Annotated in this window: 14 protein-coding genes; 10 read left to right on the top strand and 4 right to left on the bottom strand. The window is 64.5% G+C overall.

Annotated elements, in window-relative coordinates:
• Positions 1–276: 276 nt before the first annotated feature.
• The 3 genes from FS320_RS25560 to FS320_RS25550 all read right to left on the bottom strand — a co-directional run bounded on the left by FS320_RS25560 (position 277) and on the right by FS320_RS25550 (position 5,069).
• Positions 277–1,140: a 4-(cytidine 5'-diphospho)-2-C-methyl-D-erythritol kinase gene (locus tag FS320_RS25560; protein ID WP_152714712.1), complete on the bottom strand. Its 864-nt coding sequence runs from the start codon at positions 1,138–1,140 to the stop codon at positions 277–279.
• Positions 1,141–1,320: 180 nt separating this feature from the next.
• Positions 1,321–3,111 (bottom strand): tetratricopeptide repeat protein, encoded by a 1,791-nt coding sequence (locus tag FS320_RS25555; RefSeq protein WP_338105478.1) that lies wholly within the window; start codon positions 3,109–3,111, stop codon positions 1,321–1,323.
• 293 nt (positions 3,112–3,404) lie between these two features.
• Positions 3,405–5,069 (bottom strand): electron transfer flavoprotein-ubiquinone oxidoreductase, encoded by a 1,665-nt coding sequence (locus FS320_RS25550; protein ID WP_152714711.1) that lies wholly within the window; start codon positions 5,067–5,069, stop codon positions 3,405–3,407.
• A 274-nt stretch (positions 5,070–5,343) separates the two neighbouring features.
• Here FS320_RS25550 and FS320_RS25545 point away from each other — a divergent pair, with 274 nt between their 5' ends.
• The 4 genes from FS320_RS25545 to moaB all read left to right on the top strand — a co-directional run bounded on the left by FS320_RS25545 (position 5,344) and on the right by moaB (position 8,661).
• Complete coding sequence (locus FS320_RS25545) at positions 5,344–5,910, top strand: methylated-DNA--[protein]-cysteine S-methyltransferase (RefSeq protein ID WP_152714710.1); 567 nt, start codon at positions 5,344–5,346, stop codon at positions 5,908–5,910.
• Between the two features lie 141 nt (positions 5,911–6,051).
• On the top strand, positions 6,052–6,888 hold the full coding sequence (locus FS320_RS25540; protein ID WP_152714709.1) for a uracil-DNA glycosylase: 837 nt from the start codon (positions 6,052–6,054) through the stop codon (positions 6,886–6,888).
• Between the two features lie 89 nt (positions 6,889–6,977).
• Complete coding sequence (gene ypfJ / locus FS320_RS25535; RefSeq protein ID WP_152714708.1) at positions 6,978–7,847, top strand: KPN_02809 family neutral zinc metallopeptidase; 870 nt, start codon at positions 6,978–6,980, stop codon at positions 7,845–7,847.
• 259 nt (positions 7,848–8,106) lie between these two features.
• A complete protein-coding gene (moaB, locus tag FS320_RS25530) occupies positions 8,107–8,661 on the top strand; it encodes a molybdenum cofactor biosynthesis protein B (protein WP_152714707.1) in 555 nt (184 codons plus the stop codon).
• Between the two features lie 6 nt (positions 8,662–8,667).
• On the opposite strand, the gene FS320_RS25525 is transcribed toward moaB, so the two are convergent.
• A complete protein-coding gene (locus FS320_RS25525) occupies positions 8,668–9,159 on the bottom strand; it encodes a hypothetical protein (RefSeq protein WP_152714706.1) in 492 nt (163 codons plus the stop codon).
• 219 nt (positions 9,160–9,378) lie between these two features.
• Between FS320_RS25525 and FS320_RS25520 the strand changes: the two genes are divergently transcribed.
• From FS320_RS25520 to FS320_RS25495, 6 genes are all read left to right on the top strand, one after another.
• Complete coding sequence (locus tag FS320_RS25520) at positions 9,379–10,464, top strand: PA0069 family radical SAM protein (protein WP_244627373.1); 1,086 nt, start codon at positions 9,379–9,381, stop codon at positions 10,462–10,464.
• Positions 10,465–10,710: 246 nt separating this feature from the next.
• The gene (locus tag FS320_RS25515) at positions 10,711–11,118 is read left to right on the top strand and encodes a GFA family protein (RefSeq protein ID WP_162003231.1); all 408 of its coding nucleotides are present in this window, start codon (positions 10,711–10,713) and stop codon (positions 11,116–11,118) included.
• Positions 11,119–11,129: 11 nt separating this feature from the next.
• Positions 11,130–11,768 carry a ribonuclease HII gene (locus FS320_RS25510; RefSeq protein WP_152714704.1) on the top strand — a complete coding sequence of 213 codons (639 nt, stop codon included), beginning with the start codon at positions 11,130–11,132 and terminating at the stop codon, positions 11,766–11,768.
• A gap of 159 nt (positions 11,769–11,927) precedes the next feature.
• Positions 11,928–13,124: a site-specific DNA-methyltransferase gene (locus FS320_RS25505; protein ID WP_244627370.1), complete on the top strand. Its 1,197-nt coding sequence runs from the start codon at positions 11,928–11,930 to the stop codon at positions 13,122–13,124.
• 167 nt (positions 13,125–13,291) lie between these two features.
• Positions 13,292–14,248 (top strand): ABC transporter substrate-binding protein, encoded by a 957-nt coding sequence (locus tag FS320_RS25500; protein ID WP_152714714.1) that lies wholly within the window; start codon positions 13,292–13,294, stop codon positions 14,246–14,248.
• Complete coding sequence (locus tag FS320_RS25495) at positions 14,245–16,053, top strand: ABC transporter permease subunit (RefSeq protein ID WP_162003229.1); 1,809 nt, start codon at positions 14,245–14,247, stop codon at positions 16,051–16,053. The genes FS320_RS25500 and FS320_RS25495 overlap by 4 nt, the downstream gene beginning before the upstream one ends.
• Positions 16,054–16,347: the final 294 nt, after the last annotated feature.

Raw genomic sequence — 16,347 nt, 5'->3', positions numbered from 1 at the left:
ATGCGTTTGCCCGGCAAATGCGGCTCCATCCGATCCCACTGGTGATCTTTCAACATCAGACGAACTCCGCTCACCCAAGCCTCCGCGCCCAAAAGGAGCTTGAATCAGATTTGCGAGTCCGTCGAAAGCCTGAATGTCAACGCGCTCTAAGAGAAAACTGATAAACTCCGCACGTCATGGCCGGGCTTGTCCCGGCCATCTCAGTTTTCTCATGCTCAGTGCTTTTCGAATCGGGATCACCGGCACAAGGCCGGTGATGACGACGGAGAGGCGGAATTACCGAAGACTCGTCGCCTTCACCCACCAATCCGGCCGTGCGCGCCTGACGGCCTTCGCCGCCGCGGCAGCTGCCTCGCAATCGTCGTAGAGGCCAAACACCGTCGCGCCCGACCCCGACATGCGAGCCAGTCGGCAGCCTCTCGTCTGCCGGAGCAGGCCGAGCGCTTCGCCGATCAGCGGCTGAATGCGCAGCGCCGGCGACTCGAGATCGTTGCGCGCCGCGTTCAACGTGTCGATCAGCGCGCTTCGCTCGACGCTTTGATGCTCCGCCCCCGCCAGAGCCTGGCCGGGCCGTAACCCGAGCGCCTTGAACACCGCCGGCGTCTCGACCGGCACGCGCGGGTTGACCAGCACGGCGAACAGGCGCGGCAGGTTCAGCGGAGCTCCGAGCGCCTCGCCCGCTCCCCGCATCATGCGGGCCCTCGGTTCCAAGCACACGGGCACATCCGCCCCCGTCAGGCGGGCCGCCTCCCGTAAGGCAGGATGAGACAGCGGCAGTTCGTTGAGACGGGCCAGAAGCCGCAAGGCCGCCGCGGCATCCGAGGATCCGCCCCCGATCCCGGCGGCCACCGGCAGGCGCTTCGTCAGATGGAAAATGCCGATTTGCAAGCCGTCCACACGATCTGCCAGAAGCCGCGCGGCCTTCAGGACGAGATTGTCGACATCGCTTCCGGCGAGAGCGGCCGTCGGACCGCTGGCCCGAAGCGCCAGCCTCGGCCCCGGCTCGAGCCGCAGATCGTCGCCCGTGCCGGCGAACGCCACCAGACTCTCCAGCTCATGATAGCCGTCCGCCCGGCGCCCGAGCACGTGGAGCGTCAGGTTGATCTTGGCGGGAGCGCGGGTGGCGAGCGGTGGAGGCATGGCGCTTCCATGCCCGAGAGCGGAGCGGATGGGAAGAGCGCCTCATCTCTGGCCGGAAGTGACATTCTCATGTCATCACCGGCCTCGTGCCGGTGATCCCGATCCGACAGGCGTCGCGCTCATAAAAGCGAGATGGCCGGGACAAGCCCGGCCATGACGCTAAAAAGAATCAGAACAGGTTTACCCGCCGTTCTGCTTGGGCACTTCCGGCTGCGGCGGAGGCGCATTTTCGGCGGCAGCCGGCTTCGGCTCCTCGTCCAGACCGTTATCGATCTTCTTGAGGATCTTCACGAGTTCCTCGTGCTCCGGATCCGAGTTCTTGGCGTGGTCCCACTGGAACTTGGCTTCGAGCTTGCGGCCGACCTTCCAATAGGCATCGCCCAGATGGTCGTTGATGGTCGGATCGCCCGGCTTCAGCTCGACGGCCTTTTCCAATTCGCGCGCGGCGTCGTCGTAGCGGCCCATGCGGTAATAGGCCCAGCCGAGCGAGTCGATGATCATGCCGTCGCGGGGGGCGAGCTCCACGGCCTTCGTGAGCATCTTGAAGGCTTCGTCGATGTTCATGTTCTGGTCGACCCAGGAATAGGCGAGGTAGTTCATCACCTGCGCCCGGCCGGCCGGAAGCCCCTCGGGAACGAGCTCAAGCGCCTTCTTCAGATCGGCCTCCGCCTTGTCCCACTGCTTCGCGCGCTCGTAGGACGTGCCGCGATAGAAGTAGAGGATCCAGTGGCCGCGCTCCGGCTGGCCGATCAGTTTGATGGCCTTGTCGTAGGTTTCGGCAGCCTCGGCGAATTTCTTGCGCGAGCGCTGCACGTTGCCCAGCGCCATGACGACCTCCACGTCGTCCGGGCGCTCCTTCATGAGCGTCTCGAGATGGGAGATGGCGTCGTCGCCCCGGCCCATCAGCTCGTAATTGTGGCCGATGGAAATATCGGCGCTCGGCCGCACGGGCGAGTCCTTCGGGATCCGCTCGAAGATCGCGTTGGCCTTGTCGTACTGCTTCAGGCGCTCGTAGACGTCGCCCAGCGTAACGAGGGCGAGCGGATGATCGCCCTTCAGGTCGAGGCCGAGCCGCAGGTAGATGATGGCGGTGAGTTCGTCGCCCTGCGTGTTGCCGACGACGCCGAGGCCGTAGAGCAGCTCCGCCGCGCCGTCCTGCGCACTGGTGACGAGCGGCATGAGCGGCTTGTCTTCCTCAAGCGCCTTCATGGCAGCACGAACGATCGGATGACGCGGCGCCGCCTCGTCGAAGGCCTTGTAGATCTTCAGGGCTTCGTCCTTGCGGCCCCGCTTGGCCAGGAAGCGGCCGTAGGCATCGACCACCTGCAGGGTGTTGCGCTCGCCCTCATAGGCCGCCTTGAAGCGCTTCTCGGCCTCGGCCGGGTTGCCCACCACATCCGCGATGAGGGCGGCGTGGTATTCGCGGAACTGGTCGAAGGCGCGCTCGTTCTTGAGCTTGTCGATCGTGGCGAGCGCCTGCTTGCCGTCCTTGGAACCGGCATAGGTCCAGGCGGTGAGAAGCGTTGCCGTCAGATCCGCCTGACGTCCGCGGGTGCCCTTCGAAAGGCGGGTGCGGGCATCGGCATATTTCTGGCCCTTCAGGGAGCGGACCGCGAGAGCGAACTGCGCCAGGTTGTTCGACGGATCCTGCACGGAGAGGCGCTCGGCCGCGCGAACGGCCTCGGTCATGGAGCCGTTGGCCAGGAAAGCCACGAAGGCCCGCTCCAGAAGCTCCTGGTTGCGGGAATCCTCCTGGATCGCCTCGCGGAAGAAGATGGTCGCAGCCTCGGTATCCCGCGCGGATCCGGCCACATAGGCCGACAGGAAGTTGCCCTCGAGGCTCTGGGCAGGCCGTAGAACCTCGTCCTCGGCCGTATTGGCGGCCACGGCCGGGGCGGTCAGGAGGCCGGCAGCCAAAAACATCAATGCAGGCAGGCCCTTATGGGCCAAAGGCAGTTTCAAAATGGGCACGAAGCGCGGCTCCAATCATCGCAGCATCTCTTGACGGTTGAGATGTGCGCCAAATCAGGCCGGAGAATGGCGGTTCCCTCCTGTGCCCGCAAGGGGAAGATTGCCGCTGGCAACGTAAAAGCCGCGTGAGGAGCCGAATACACCGCTACGTCGTCACCGGCCTAGTGCCGGTGATCTCGATCGCGGAGCACGACGCTCTTCAAATCGGGATGGCCGGGACAAGCCCGACCATGACGTGAAGGTCTCACCCTGTCTGCCGCTCACCCCTAGGGGAAGGAGAAGTGCGAGCGCCCTCACATGTTCACGTAGTTCGGCCCGCCGCCGCCCTCGGGGGTGACCCAGTTGATGTTCTGGTTCGGGTCCTTGATGTCGCAGGTTTTGCAGTGAACGCAGTTCTGGGCGTTGATCTGGTAGCGCACGCCGCCCTCGCCCTCGACCCATTCGTATACACCCGCCGGGCAGTAGCGTTGCGAGGGGCCGCCATAGACATCGTGCTCGGAGGCTTTCTGCAGGGCCGGATCCTTGACCTTGAGATGGACCGGCTGGTCCTCCTCGTGATTGGTGTTGGACAGAAACACCGAGGACAGCTTGTCGAAGGTGAGCACGCCGTCCGGCTTGTCGTACTTGATCGGCTTCACAGACGAGAGCGGCAGCAGGCTCTCGTGATCGGGCTTGCCGTGCTTCATGGTGCCGAAGGGCGACCAGCCGAAGATCTCGGTGAGCCACATGTCGAGGCCGCCCAGCGCCACGCCGGCCGCCGTGCCGTATCTCGACCAGAGCGGCTTCACGTTGCGCACGCGCTTGAGGTCGTAGCCGATGGGCGAGGCGCGCCAGGCCTCCTCGTAGGACGAGACCTCGTCATTGGCCCGGCCTGCCTGCAGGGCCGCGAACACGTGATCGGCGCAGAGCATGCCCGACAGGATGGCGTTGTGGCTGCCCTTGATGCGCGGCACGTTCACGAAGCCGGCCGAGTCGCCGACAAGGCAGCCGCCGGGGAAGGACAGGCGCGGCACCGACTGCCAGCCGCCCTCCATGATCGCCCGCGCCCCGTAGCCGATGCGCTTTGCGCCCTCGAACACGTCGCGCACCATCGGGTGCGTCTTGAAGCGCTGGAACTCGTCGAAGGGCGAGAGGGTCGGGTTCTTGTAGTTGAGGTGCACCACGAAGCCGACGGACACGAGATGGTCGTCGAAATGGTAGAGCCAGGAGCCGCCGCCGGCATTGTTCGGCAGCGGCCAGCCCATGGAATGGCGCACGAGGCCCGGCTGGAACTTCTCGGGCTTGACCTGCCAGAGCTCCTTGATGCCGATGCCGTATTTCTGGTGGTCCTTGCCCTCGTTCAGGCCGAAGCGCTCGACCATCTGCTTGGTGAGCGAGCCGCGCGCACCCTCGCCGAAGATCGTGTACTTGGCGCGCAGCTCCATGCCGCGGGTGAAGTTGGCGTTGGGCTCGCCGTTGCGGCTGATGCCCATGTCGCCGGTCGCCACCCCCACCACCTTGCCGTCCTCGATCAGCACCTCTGACGCCGGGAAGCCGGGATAGATCTCGACGCCGAGCTCTTCCGCCTTGCGGCCGAGATAGCGGGCGACATTGCCCAGCGAACCGACGAAGTTTCCGTGGTTGTTCATGAGCTTGGGCATGAACACGTTGGGCATGCGGATGCCGCCGGCATGGCCCAGATACATGAATTCGTCGGCCGTGACTTCGGTCTTGAGCGGCCGATCCGGATCGCTGCGCCAATCCGGCAGGAGGGCATCGAGGCCGATCGGGTCGATGACTGCGCCGGACAGGATGTGAGCGCCCACCTCGGAGCCCTTCTCCACCACGACCACGGAGATGTCCGCCCCCGCCTCGGCCGCCTGCTGCCTGAGCCGAATGGCGGTCGCCAGCCCGGCCGGACCCGCGCCCACGACGACGACGTCGAACTCCATCGATTCACGGGCGGGCAGATCGGACATGGCTTCCTCCTGGTACGCGGCTTCAACCCCTGAGCGGGCATATGGTTTACATATGAACGATCTGCCCGAATTCTCAAGTCATTCTAAGTAAGGCACCTTCCTAGCTTCATTGATGCGCTGCCGAAAGTTCTCTTTCCGCATAACATTATGCGGAAATCCGATGATCGCCTTCAGTTTCGAGGGACATGGCTCAGCTCAATCAAGCAGAGCGACCACCGCAGGGGGGAAGACCTTCCCGAGTTGTTCGACGACGCCAGGAGGTCTACAAAAGAGCATGCGGGATTATGCATCCAGCCCTCCGGCGTTCTACACGCTTTTCGAGACATCCATCGGCCTTTGCGGGCTGGCTTGGAACGAGCGCGGCGTCGTGGGCTTTCAACTCCCCGAGGACGACGCATCCGACACGCGCGGCCGGATCGCCAAGCGCTTTCCCGGGATCTTCGAGGCCCCGCCACCACCGGACGTTCAAGGCATCATCGCCGATGTGACGGCTCTGCTGCGGGGCGAAGCACGCGATCTGTCCGCCGTACCGCTGGACATGGAAGGCGTATCGGACTTCGACGGTCGGGTGTATGAGATCGCCCGTTGCATTCCGCCGGGCCGCGTGCTGACCTATGGTGAGATTGCATCCCGGCTCGGCATCGACAATGCCCGGGCGATCGGCCAGGCTCTTGGGCGCAATCCGTTTGCCGTCATCGTACCCTGCCACCGGGTTGTCGCGGCGGGCGGCAAGCTCGGCGGCTTCTCGGCCAATGGCGGTGCCACGACCAAGCGCCGCCTCCTTGCCATCGAAGGCGCCAGATGCGACGAGAGCCCGACACTCTTCGACCTGATACCGTGAAAGACTGACTCACTGTTCGGTTCCCCGAGCCCTCACCCTGAGGACGTTGGTGGTTTATGAGCGGGGCTCTAAGGTCAGATCTGTCGGGATCTCTTGCGAACCTGAGTTGTCCACAGCCCTTGGAATGCTTACATACGATCCATGCAGGATCTCCCTTCCGACCGCGATGCTCTCCAGGCGCTCCTCGACTTCCATGTCGAGGCGGGAGCGGATCTTGCGCTCGACGAGACCCCGCACAATCGCTTTGCCGAACCGAAGGCCGAGCGCGCTCCGGCCAAGGCCCCGCCTCCAGCACCCGCATCGAAAGCCTCCCCCGCCCCGTCAGCTCCTTCTCCTCGCGCGTTGCCGAAAGCGGCCGCGGGCGCCCCGGAAGAGGTGGCGAGCATGGCTCGCGAGCAGGCACGCCATGCGCAGTCGCTGGAGGAGCTCGAGGCCATTCTGGCGGGCTTCGACGGCTGCGCCCTGAAATTCTCGGCCAAGAACCTGGCCTTCGCGGACGGCAATCCGGAAGGCCGCGTCATGCTGGTCGGCGAAGCGCCCGGCGCGGACGAGGACCGGATCGGCAAGCCCTTCATGGGCCGCTCCGGCCAGCTGCTCGACCGGATGCTTGCGACCATCGGGCTCGACCGCACGGAGGTCTATGTCGCCAACATCGTGCCTTGGCGCCCGCCCGGCAACCGCACGCCGACCCCGCAGGAAGTGGCGATCTGCAAGCCCTTCATCACGCGACAGATCGAGCTGGCGAGCCCGGAATTCGTGCTCTGCCTCGGCGGTCCCGCGGCCCAGAATCTGCTCGGTATCAAGGACGGGATTCTGCGCACCCGCGGTCGCTGGTTCACCTACAAGACCGAGGACGGGCGCGAGATCAGGGCACTGCCGACCCTGCACCCGGCCTATCTCCTGCGCCAGCCCCTGCAGAAGCGGCTCGGCTGGCGGGATTTCCAGGCCCTGCGGCGGGCTCTGGACGGCCGGGAGTAAAGAGGCTCTCGCAGTCCGGTTCGGAACCGGTCTATATGCTTACGCCTTAAGCTTCTGCGGTAAGGTATGCCGCTGCCTGAAGGTGGATCATGCGCTGGGAAGACTTTCGAAGCTCGTCCAATGTGGAAGACCGTCGCGGCATGGGTCTGCCCGGAGGTGCGGGTGGGCTCGGCATCGGAACCATCGTGATCCTCGGCCTCGTCGGCTGGGCGCTCGGCATCGACCCGCGCATCCTGATCGGCGGCGCCGAGATGATGACGGGCGGCGGCTCCGGCTACCAGCAGCAACAGCAGGGCCGCCAGGGCGCGCCGCAGGATGAAGCCGGACGCTTCGCCGCCGCCATTCTCGGCAACACGGAAGACGTGTGGAACACGGTGCTGCCCCAGCAGGCCAACCGGCAATACCAGGCTCCGAAGCTCGTGCTCTTCTCGGATGCCACCCGGTCCGGCTGCGGTGGTGCGCAATCGGCCATGGGGCCGTTCTACTGCCCGCTCGACCAGACCGTTTACATCGACTTGTCGTTCTTCGAGGAGATGCAGCGCCGCTTCCGCGCCGGCGGCGATTTCGCCAATGCTTATGTGCTTGCCCACGAAGTCGGCCACCACGTCGAAAACCAGCTCGGTATCCTGCCCCGCGTTCAGGAGCGGCAGCAGCAGGTCGGGCGTGCGGAAGCCAACCAGCTTTCCGTGCGCGTCGAGCTGATGGCGGATTGCCTCGCCGGCGTCTGGGCGCACCATTCCAATCAGCGCTGGCAATCGCTCGAGCAGGGCGACATCGAGGAGGCCATCCGCGCCGCCGAGGCCATCGGCGACGACCGGCTTCAAAAGCAGAGCCAGGGCCGCGTGGTGCCCGACAGCTTCACCCACGGCTCCTCCGAGCAGCGCATGCGCTGGCTCACCACGGGCCTGAAAACCGGACAGGTCCAGGCCTGCGATACGTTCCGGGCGAGCAAGCTTTAAAACAAACCGTCTGAAGTCATTCCGGGGCTGCAGAGCAGAACCCGAATCGTTCACAAATTCTCTTCGTCATGGCCGGGCTTGTCCCGGCCATCTCTATTGGAAAAGCGCGGTGTCTTTTCCATCGGGATCACCGGCACAAGGCGGGTGATGACGTGGAGGGATCAGTTCCGGCAGAGTGTCAGCAGAGGCTCGGGATGAATGCTTGTGGAAGTGCAGGCTTCCTGCGTTACATGGAAAGCTCGCATTCGAGAGTCCCTCCATGCCCGGCATCGATGACGCCCTTCCCTTCATTCCGCTCACCATCGCCGTGCTGACGGTCTCCGACACGCGCTCTCTGGAGGACGACAAGTCCGGCACCACGCTCGCCGAGCGGCTCACCACGGCAGGGCATCGGCTGGCCGACAGAGCCATCGTGCCGGACGACATCGAGGCGATCCGCGGGAAGGTGCAGGGCTGGATTTCTGATCCCACCGTCGACGTGGTCATCACCACCGGCGGAACGGGCTTTACCGGCCGCGACGTGACGCCGGAGGCGATCGAGCCTTTGTTCGACAAGCGGATGGAGGGCTTTTCCGCCATCTTCCATCGCATCTCCTACGACAAGATCGGCACGTCGACGATCCAGTCGCGGGCGACGGCTGGCGTGGCCGGCACGACGTTCATCTTCGTGCTGCCGGGCTCGCCCGGCGCCTGCAAGGATGCCTGGGACGGCATTCTGTCAAACCAGCTCGATTACCGGCACCGGCCGTGCAATTTCGTCGAGATCATGCCGCGCCTCGACGAGCACCTGAAGCGGGGCAAGCTGAAGGGGTGAACGGGTTCAGCCGAAAACCGGATCGCGCTCGATGGTGGCGGAGAGCCGCACGGGCATGTGGGCCCTCACCTCGTTCATCAACACGCGGCGATGGACCAGATCCCCTCCCCGTATCGATGAGCGCGCGAACAGGTTGAGGAATGCATTGACCACACCCGCCCGCTGTCGCCGCATCCGTGCCAGTCCGCGTTCGGGCTTGGACAGAGCCACAAACCGGTCGAGCACCCGGATCCAGCCTTCCTGCGGAATGTCGCCGTCATCGAGGCACAAGAGCCAGTCGCGCCGCGCGACCTTCGCTCCTTCCGTCCAGGAATCCCCCTGCGCAACCACCAGGGTCGCACCGGCGGCGTCGGCCACTTGCGCAAGGATTTCATCCTGCCTGTCGGACAGGATGACGGCATCGCCGATCAGCCCGGCGGCAACAGCCGGAACGAGGGCGCTCAGGGTGGCAGCGAGGGCCTCGGGCCCATGGGTGACGCGAACGAGAACGGTAATCATCTGAACACTATAGCTCCTTCGCGCCATGCCGTCGCTAGGACATACTTGCCGATGCCCTCTTGATTTTGTTCCTGTTTTGTTCTTAAGCTCGAGGCCTTCACGATAGATTCGCTCGAGGCCGCCATGAGTGTTCGCGTTAAAGATCCCGCCCGCGATCCCTTCCGCAGCCGGCCTGCGAAGCGCACCCCGCTGGAAGCGGCGGAGGCCGCGCGGCGGCGCATGGACGACACGGCGTACCGCGTCGAGGTGGACCGCCGCCGGGGCCGGGGCGCGTCCGCCAACCCGTCCGGACGCTACGAGCCGGCGCAGCGCGAAGGATTCGACGATGGCTGGGAGATCGAGGAGGAGCTGCCCTCCCTGCCGACCGAAGTGATCGTCGAGAAGCCGCGCACGATCATCACCAAGAACGATTCGCCGGACATCCTCTTCGAGAAATCGATTAATCCCTATCGCGGCTGCGAGCACGGCTGCGCCTATTGCTTCGCCAGGCCCACCCATGCCTTCCAGGGGCTGTCCTCGGGGCTCGATTTCGAGACCAAGATCTTCGCCAAGCCCAATGCGGCCGAACTGCTGGAAAAGGAGCTGCGGGCCCCGAACTATCAGCCGACGACGATCGCGCTCGGCTCCAACACCGATCCCTACCAGCCGGTGGAGCGGCGCTTCCGCATCACCCGGTCCGTCCTCGAAGTGTTGAACCGGATGAACCATCCCGTCGGCATCGTGACGAAATCGGCCCTGGTCACCCGCGACATCGACATCTTGAGCCAGATGGCCGAACGGCAGCTCGCCAAGGTCGCGATCTCGGTCACGACCCTCGACCCGAAGCTCGCCCGGCGCATGGAGCCCCGCGCGGCCGCTCCGGCCAAGCGCCTGGAGACGATCAGGAAGCTGACGGATGCGGGCATTCCGGTGTCGGTTCTTGTCGCTCCGATCATTCCGGCGATCAACGATCACGAGATCGAAGCGATCCTGAAGGCCTGCGCCGAAGCCGGTGCGCAGGAAGCGGGCTATGTGCTCCTGCGCCTGCCGCACGATCTCAAGGACCTGATGCGCGACTGGCTCGCCGAGCATTATCCGGACAAGCTCAAGCACGTCTTCACGCTGCTGCAGGAGGCGCGCGGCGGCAAGGATTACGATGCCGAATGGAGCACCCGCCAATCCGGCGTCGGCCCCTATGCCTGGATGCTCGGCCGCCGATTCGAGACCACCGCCGAGCGGCTCGGGCTGAACAGGCGGAACCTGCGCCTGCGCAAGGACCTGTTCACCGTGCCGCCGAAAGAGGCGGGGCAGCTGAGTTTGTTTTGATCGTTTTGCCGCGCGTCATCCCAGGTGGAGCGCGGCACCTGATGCAGACAACGAGTCATCTCTGCACGTCATCACCGGCCTTGTGCCGGTGATCCCGATGGATTGAAGCACTGCGCTTCACCGTATCGAGATGGTCGGGACAGGCCCGACCATGACGGGGAGGTCTCACCCAGCATCGCTCTGGTCACGCGGCGGCTGATCAGTATATTGCCCTTCTCCTTATAAGCCTAAACGCCGGAGTGCACCGTGGAGCGCCACACAGGGTCATGCCATTGCGGCACCGTCCGCTTCTGCATCGACGCGGAGATCGTCGAGCTGACGACCTGTGACTGCTCGCTCTGCGTGAAGAAGAACGCCCTGATGACGAAGGTTCACGAGAGCGCCCTGACCATCCTGGCAGGCGAGGAAGCCCTGTCGCTCTATCAGTGGAACACGAAGCGGGCGAAGCACTACTTCTGTTCGCGCTGCGGCATCTACACCTTTCACCGTAAGCGATCGGCGCCCGACCATTACGGTGTGAACATCTTCTGCCTCGACGGCTTCGATCCTTCGACGATCCCGACCCGGGCCACGGAGGGAATAGGCATGTCGATCGTCGACCCGATGGCCCGCGCGGAATGGTCCGGTCCCCGAGAAGAAGCAGATCGCCTATAAGCCTGCGAGCCATGACCGTCCTGATTCGCCCCCCTCAATCCGGCCTCGGCCTCGACCGCGAGCTCTCCGCCCGCGCGCAGGGTTTCACCTGCATCGCCGGCCTCGACGAGGTCGGGCGTGGGCCGCTGGCGGGACCGGTCGTGTCGGCGGCAGTCGTGCTCGATCTCGACAACGTGCCGGAGGGCCTGGCCGATTCGAAGGCTTTGACGGCGGCCAAGCGCGAGGCGCTGTTTCCGGAAATCCTCGCGACGTCCCATGTGGGCATCGCCTCAGTGTCGCATCAGGCGATCGACACCATCAATATCCGGCAGGCCTCCCTGCTCGCCATGTGCCGGGCGCTCGCCGCGCTTCCCTGCAAGCCCGACATGGCCTTCGTCGACGGCAACGATCCGCCGAGCCTCCCCTGCTCGACGGAAGCGGTCATCAAGGGTGATTCGCGAATCGCCTCGATCGCAGCGGCGTCCATCGTGGCGAAAGTGGTCCGCGACCGCATGATGGCGAGGCTCGGACAAGCTTATCCTGCCTATGGTTTTGCCAGCAACGCGGGCTACAGCACGAAGGCGCATCTCACGGTGATCGCGAGCGAGGGTCCCTGCCCGTTCCATCGGCTGAGTTTTTCACCCCTGCGCCAAGGGTTACTGGACCTGTAACCGAACTTAACGCTCGTTAACCAGAAAAACTCAATCTTTTCAATAAGTCGGCAAGTTTTGCCGACCCAAAATAAGACGCAGTTTTTTCCACTTGGAAACTTCATCTTTACCCTAACGGACCATGATCCGGAGTGTCAGTTGCGTAACCGGTGATCACCCATGGGTACCTCGCGTACCGGGGCTGCCGGCGCCGCCTCCCGGATCCATGTCTCGCGTACCGGGCGGTCTGCGCCGGCACCTCGGACGGGGCGTAAACCGCCCCTCTCCGTCCTGCCGAAATCTCTTCCTCTCAACGAGATCCTCCTCGGCGACTGCATCGCCAATCTCGAGAAGCTTCCGCCTGAGAGCGTGGACGTGATCTTTGCGGATCCGCCTTACAATCTCCAGCTCGAACAGGCGCTGACGCGCCCCGACCAGAGCCTCGTCGACGCGGTCGACGACGACTGGGACAAGTTCGCGAGCTTCGCCGATTACGACGCGTTCACCCGCGCCTGGCTCTCCGCCGCGCGCCGCGTGATGAAGAAGAACGCGACGCTCTGGGTCATCGGCTCCTATCACAACATCTTCCGGGTGGGCGCGGCCCTGCAGGATCTGGATTTCTGGATCCTGAACGACATCGTCTGGCGCAAGGCCAACCCGATGCCGAACTTCAAAGGCCGCCGCTTCACCAATGCGCACGAGACCATGATCTGGGCCTCGAAGAGCGCGGATTCGAAGGGCTACACGTTCCATTATGATGCGCTGAAAGCCGGCAACGAAGACGTGCAGATGCGCTCGGACTGGTTCATCCCCCTCTGCACAGGCGACGAGCGCCTGAAGGATGCTCAAGGCCGCAAGGTCCACCCGACGCAGAAGCCCGAGGCACTGCTCGCGCGCATCCTGCTCTCGTCGTCCAATCCCGGCGACGTGGTGCTTGACCCCTTCTTCGGCTCCGGTACGACCGGCGCGGTCGCCAAGATGCTCGGGCGCAACTTCATCGGCCTCGAGCGCGATTCGACCTATGCCAAGGCGGCACGGGCGCGAGTCGATGCGGTCGAGCCTCTCTCCGACGTGTCGATCGCGGCTGCGCCGGAAAAGCGCACGGAAGTGCGCGTGCCCTTCCTGTCGCTCATCGAGAGCGGTCATGTGAAGGCGGGCGAGACGCTGGTGGACGAACGCCGCCGTCACAAGGCGGTGGTCCGCGCCGACGGCACCCTGGCGCTCGGCGCCATCGTCGGCTCGATCCACAAGATCGGCGCGCTCACGCAAGGGTTCCCCTCCTGCAACGGCTGGACCTTCTGGAACGTGGAGCGACAGGGCAAGCTTGTCTCCATCGACGAGTTCCGTGCGAAGGTGCGCGCTGAAATGGCCGCTTGACCTTTAGCGGGATTTGGATTTTCCGAGAGGGCCAGCCCAAAGCTGGCCCTTTTCCTTTAGCGCACTACCCTATCGTCACAGAGGCGTCATCCAAGGCCGCTAGCGCGGGGAAAGCCTTACCGAAAGCGAGGAACCGCCCCGTGTCCTTCAAGCGCATCCTTCTTCCTATGCTCGTCGCCCTTGTGCCGTCGTTCGCGCAGGCTCAAGGGCTCGCGGGCAATCTCGTCCTCTATACGAGCCAGCCCAACACCGACGCGCAGCAGACCGTCGACGCCTTCAAGGCCAGGCACCCGGGCGTCAACGTCACCTTCGTGCGCGACGGCACCCCGAAGATCCTCGCCAAGCTGGGCGCCGAGTTCGAGGCCGGGCAGCCCCAGGCCGACGTGCTGCTGATCGCCGACAGCGTCACCATGGAGGGCCTGAAGAAGGAGGACCGCCTTCTGGCGCATGAGACGGCCGATGTCTCGGCGTATCCAGCGGGCACGCACGATGCCCAAAAATTCTGGTTCGCCACCAAGCTGATCACCACGGGCATCGCCTACAACACCAAGGCGAGCTTCAAGCCGACCTCATGGCAGGATCTCACCAGGCCGGAGGTCAAGGGCCAGCTCGTCATGCCGAGCCCCCTCACCTCAGGCGCGGCCCTCATCCATGCCGCGACCCTGACGGGCAGCATGAACGACGGCTGGAAGTATTACGAGGCGCTCAAGGAGAACGACGCCATCGCCGGCGGCGGCAACGGCGACGTGCTGAAGCAGGTGGCCGGCGGCCAGAAGCTCTACGGCGTGATCGTCGACTACATGCCGATCCGCGAGAAGGCCAAGGGCGCGCCGGTCGAGTTCGTGTTCCCGAAGGAAGGCGTCTCGGCCGTATCCGAACCCGTCGCCATTCTCAAGAGCACGAAGAACCCGGACGCCGCCCGCGCCTTCGTCGATTTCCTGCTCTCGAAGGACGGCCAGGAGCTGGCGCTGAAGCAGGGCTATATCGCGGCCCATCCCGCCGTCGCGCTGCCGGCCGGCTATCCAGCGCGCGACCAGATCAAGGTCATGGGCTTCGACGCGGCAAAAGCGCTCGCGGATGAAACCAAGAACAAGGCGGCCTTCGCCGAGATCTTCGGGCAGTGAGACATCGCGCTCAGAACAAGTCATTCCTGGAGCGGGGAGGTTTCGGCCTTCTTGCTCTTGTCGCTTTGATCGTCTTTGCATTCGACGTCCTGCCCGCCGCAAGATTGTTGCTGGCCGCGCTCTTTCCCGGCGGCGTCTTCAATTCCGATGCCATGCTCTCGGCGCTCTCCAGCCGCTCGGCCATGAACGCGGCCCGCGCGACCCTGGAGACGGCGCTGCTGTCGACGCTCCTGGCCTTGCCGCTCGGCACGGCCATGGCGCTCGTCCTCGGCGTCACCGACATCCGCAGGCGCCGCATCGCGTCGTTCCTCTTCGTCCTGTCGGTGATGATCTCGCCCCAGGTGATCGCCCTCGCCTTTCTTCATCTGGCAGGCCCGGCCTCGCCCATCCTGAACGCGCTCGGCCTCGCGCCTGAAGCAGGCAGCGCCAATCCGATGCTCGGACGTGGCGGCATCATCCTGGTGCTCGGCCTGCACCATGCGCCGCTCGTCTATGTGGTGATGAGCGCCGGCCTGAAGCGCATCCCGCTGGCCGTCGTCGAGGCGGCCCGCATCGACGGAGCCCGACCCTCGGGCATCCTCGTCGACCACCTGATGCCGCTGCTGCGCCCGCATCTCGTGAGCGCGGCCCTGCTCGCCTTCGTGGCCGGCATCGGCAATTTCGGAATTCCGGCGCTGCTCGGCGCGCCAGTGAATTACCTGACGCTTCCTGTGCTCATCTATCGCCGGCTGTCGAGTTTCGGCACCGACATGATCGGCGATGTGTCTGCCCTCGGCCTTCTCGTCGCGGCCATCGCGATCGTCTGCGTTGCGACAAGCCAGTTCCTCACGCGGAAGCATGGCGTGCATCTGGAGGACGACACGCCCCTGAAACCGTTCTGGCCTCTCGGTCGCGCGCGCATTGCTGTCGAAACCTTCGTGACGGTCGTCCTGGCCGTGACCCTCGTCCTGCCGATCCTGTCGCTGCTGGCGGCCGCTCTCGTTCCGTCCTATGGCATGCCTCTCTCGCTCGCGACGATGACCCTCGACAATTTCGTCGAAGTGCTGGCACGCCAGGACGTCACGATCCGCGCCTTCACGAACTCGCTCATCTATGCCGGCGGTGCGGCGTGCGTGCTGGCATTACTCGTCGTGCCCGTCGCCTACGGATTGATCCGGCTGGTGGGACGCTCGAGAATTCTCGCGGTGTCCCTCCTCGAGATCTCCTATGTGCTGCCGGGCATCGTGCTCGCCATCGCGTGCATTCTGCTCTTCCTGAAGCCGATGCCGCTCGTGGGCTTCTCGCTCTATGCGACGCCGTGGATCATCGTGTTCGCCTATCTCGCCCGTTTCCTCTCGGTGGCGCTGAAACCCGTGCTGGCGGGCATGATGCAGATCGATGTCGCACAGGAGGAAGCCGCAGCCATCGACGGCGCCCGCCTGATGCAGCGGCTCTTCGGCATCGTGCTTCCCTCCCTGCTCCCCGCCGCGGTCGCCGGCGGATTGATGGCGTTCCTGCTCGCCTTCAGCGAGCTCACCGTCTCGGCCCTGCTCTGGTCGGCCGGAACGGAAACCATCGGTGTGGTGCTCTACAATCTCGAAGAGGCCGGGCTCGCGAGCCAAGCCTCCGCCGTCGCCATCGTCATCATCGCCGTCGTGACAATCGCCATGCTCGTCCTCGACGCACTGGGCAAGTATCTGCCGGCCGGGGCTCTGCCATGGCACTGCGAGATGGAAGGCGAGGTGCGCATGAACGCGAAGCCGCTCCATATTCCTGCTCGCGCTCCAGCGATCAAGCAGCTTGAACCAAAGCCGGCGTTGAGCTGATAAAATCACTTCCCTCGCCTGCGGCTTGCCGAGATTAATAATTGCTACGTCATGGCCGGGCTTGTCCCGGCCATCTCGATTAAGAAAAGCGCTGCGCTTCAAGCCATCGGGATCACCGGCACAGGGCCGGTAACGACGTGTGAGGATCGTTCACGCAGCACCGCACCGAAGTCTCTTTCATAATGCAGCCTTTCTTCAGATCCCCGGGAGGCGGATCATCTTAATGTCCTGATAATTCTCATAGTTCTTCGGCCTGCGGGCGATGACCGCCTGCACTCCTTGGCGAACGGCCTC

Source organism: Microvirga tunisiensis, from assembly GCF_009296175.1.
In the GTDB taxonomy this organism is placed as follows: domain Bacteria; phylum Pseudomonadota; class Alphaproteobacteria; order Rhizobiales; family Beijerinckiaceae; genus Microvirga; species Microvirga tunisiensis.
Note: the sequence above shows the minus strand (reverse complement) of the source record. Positions and strands in the feature narration are given on the sequence as shown.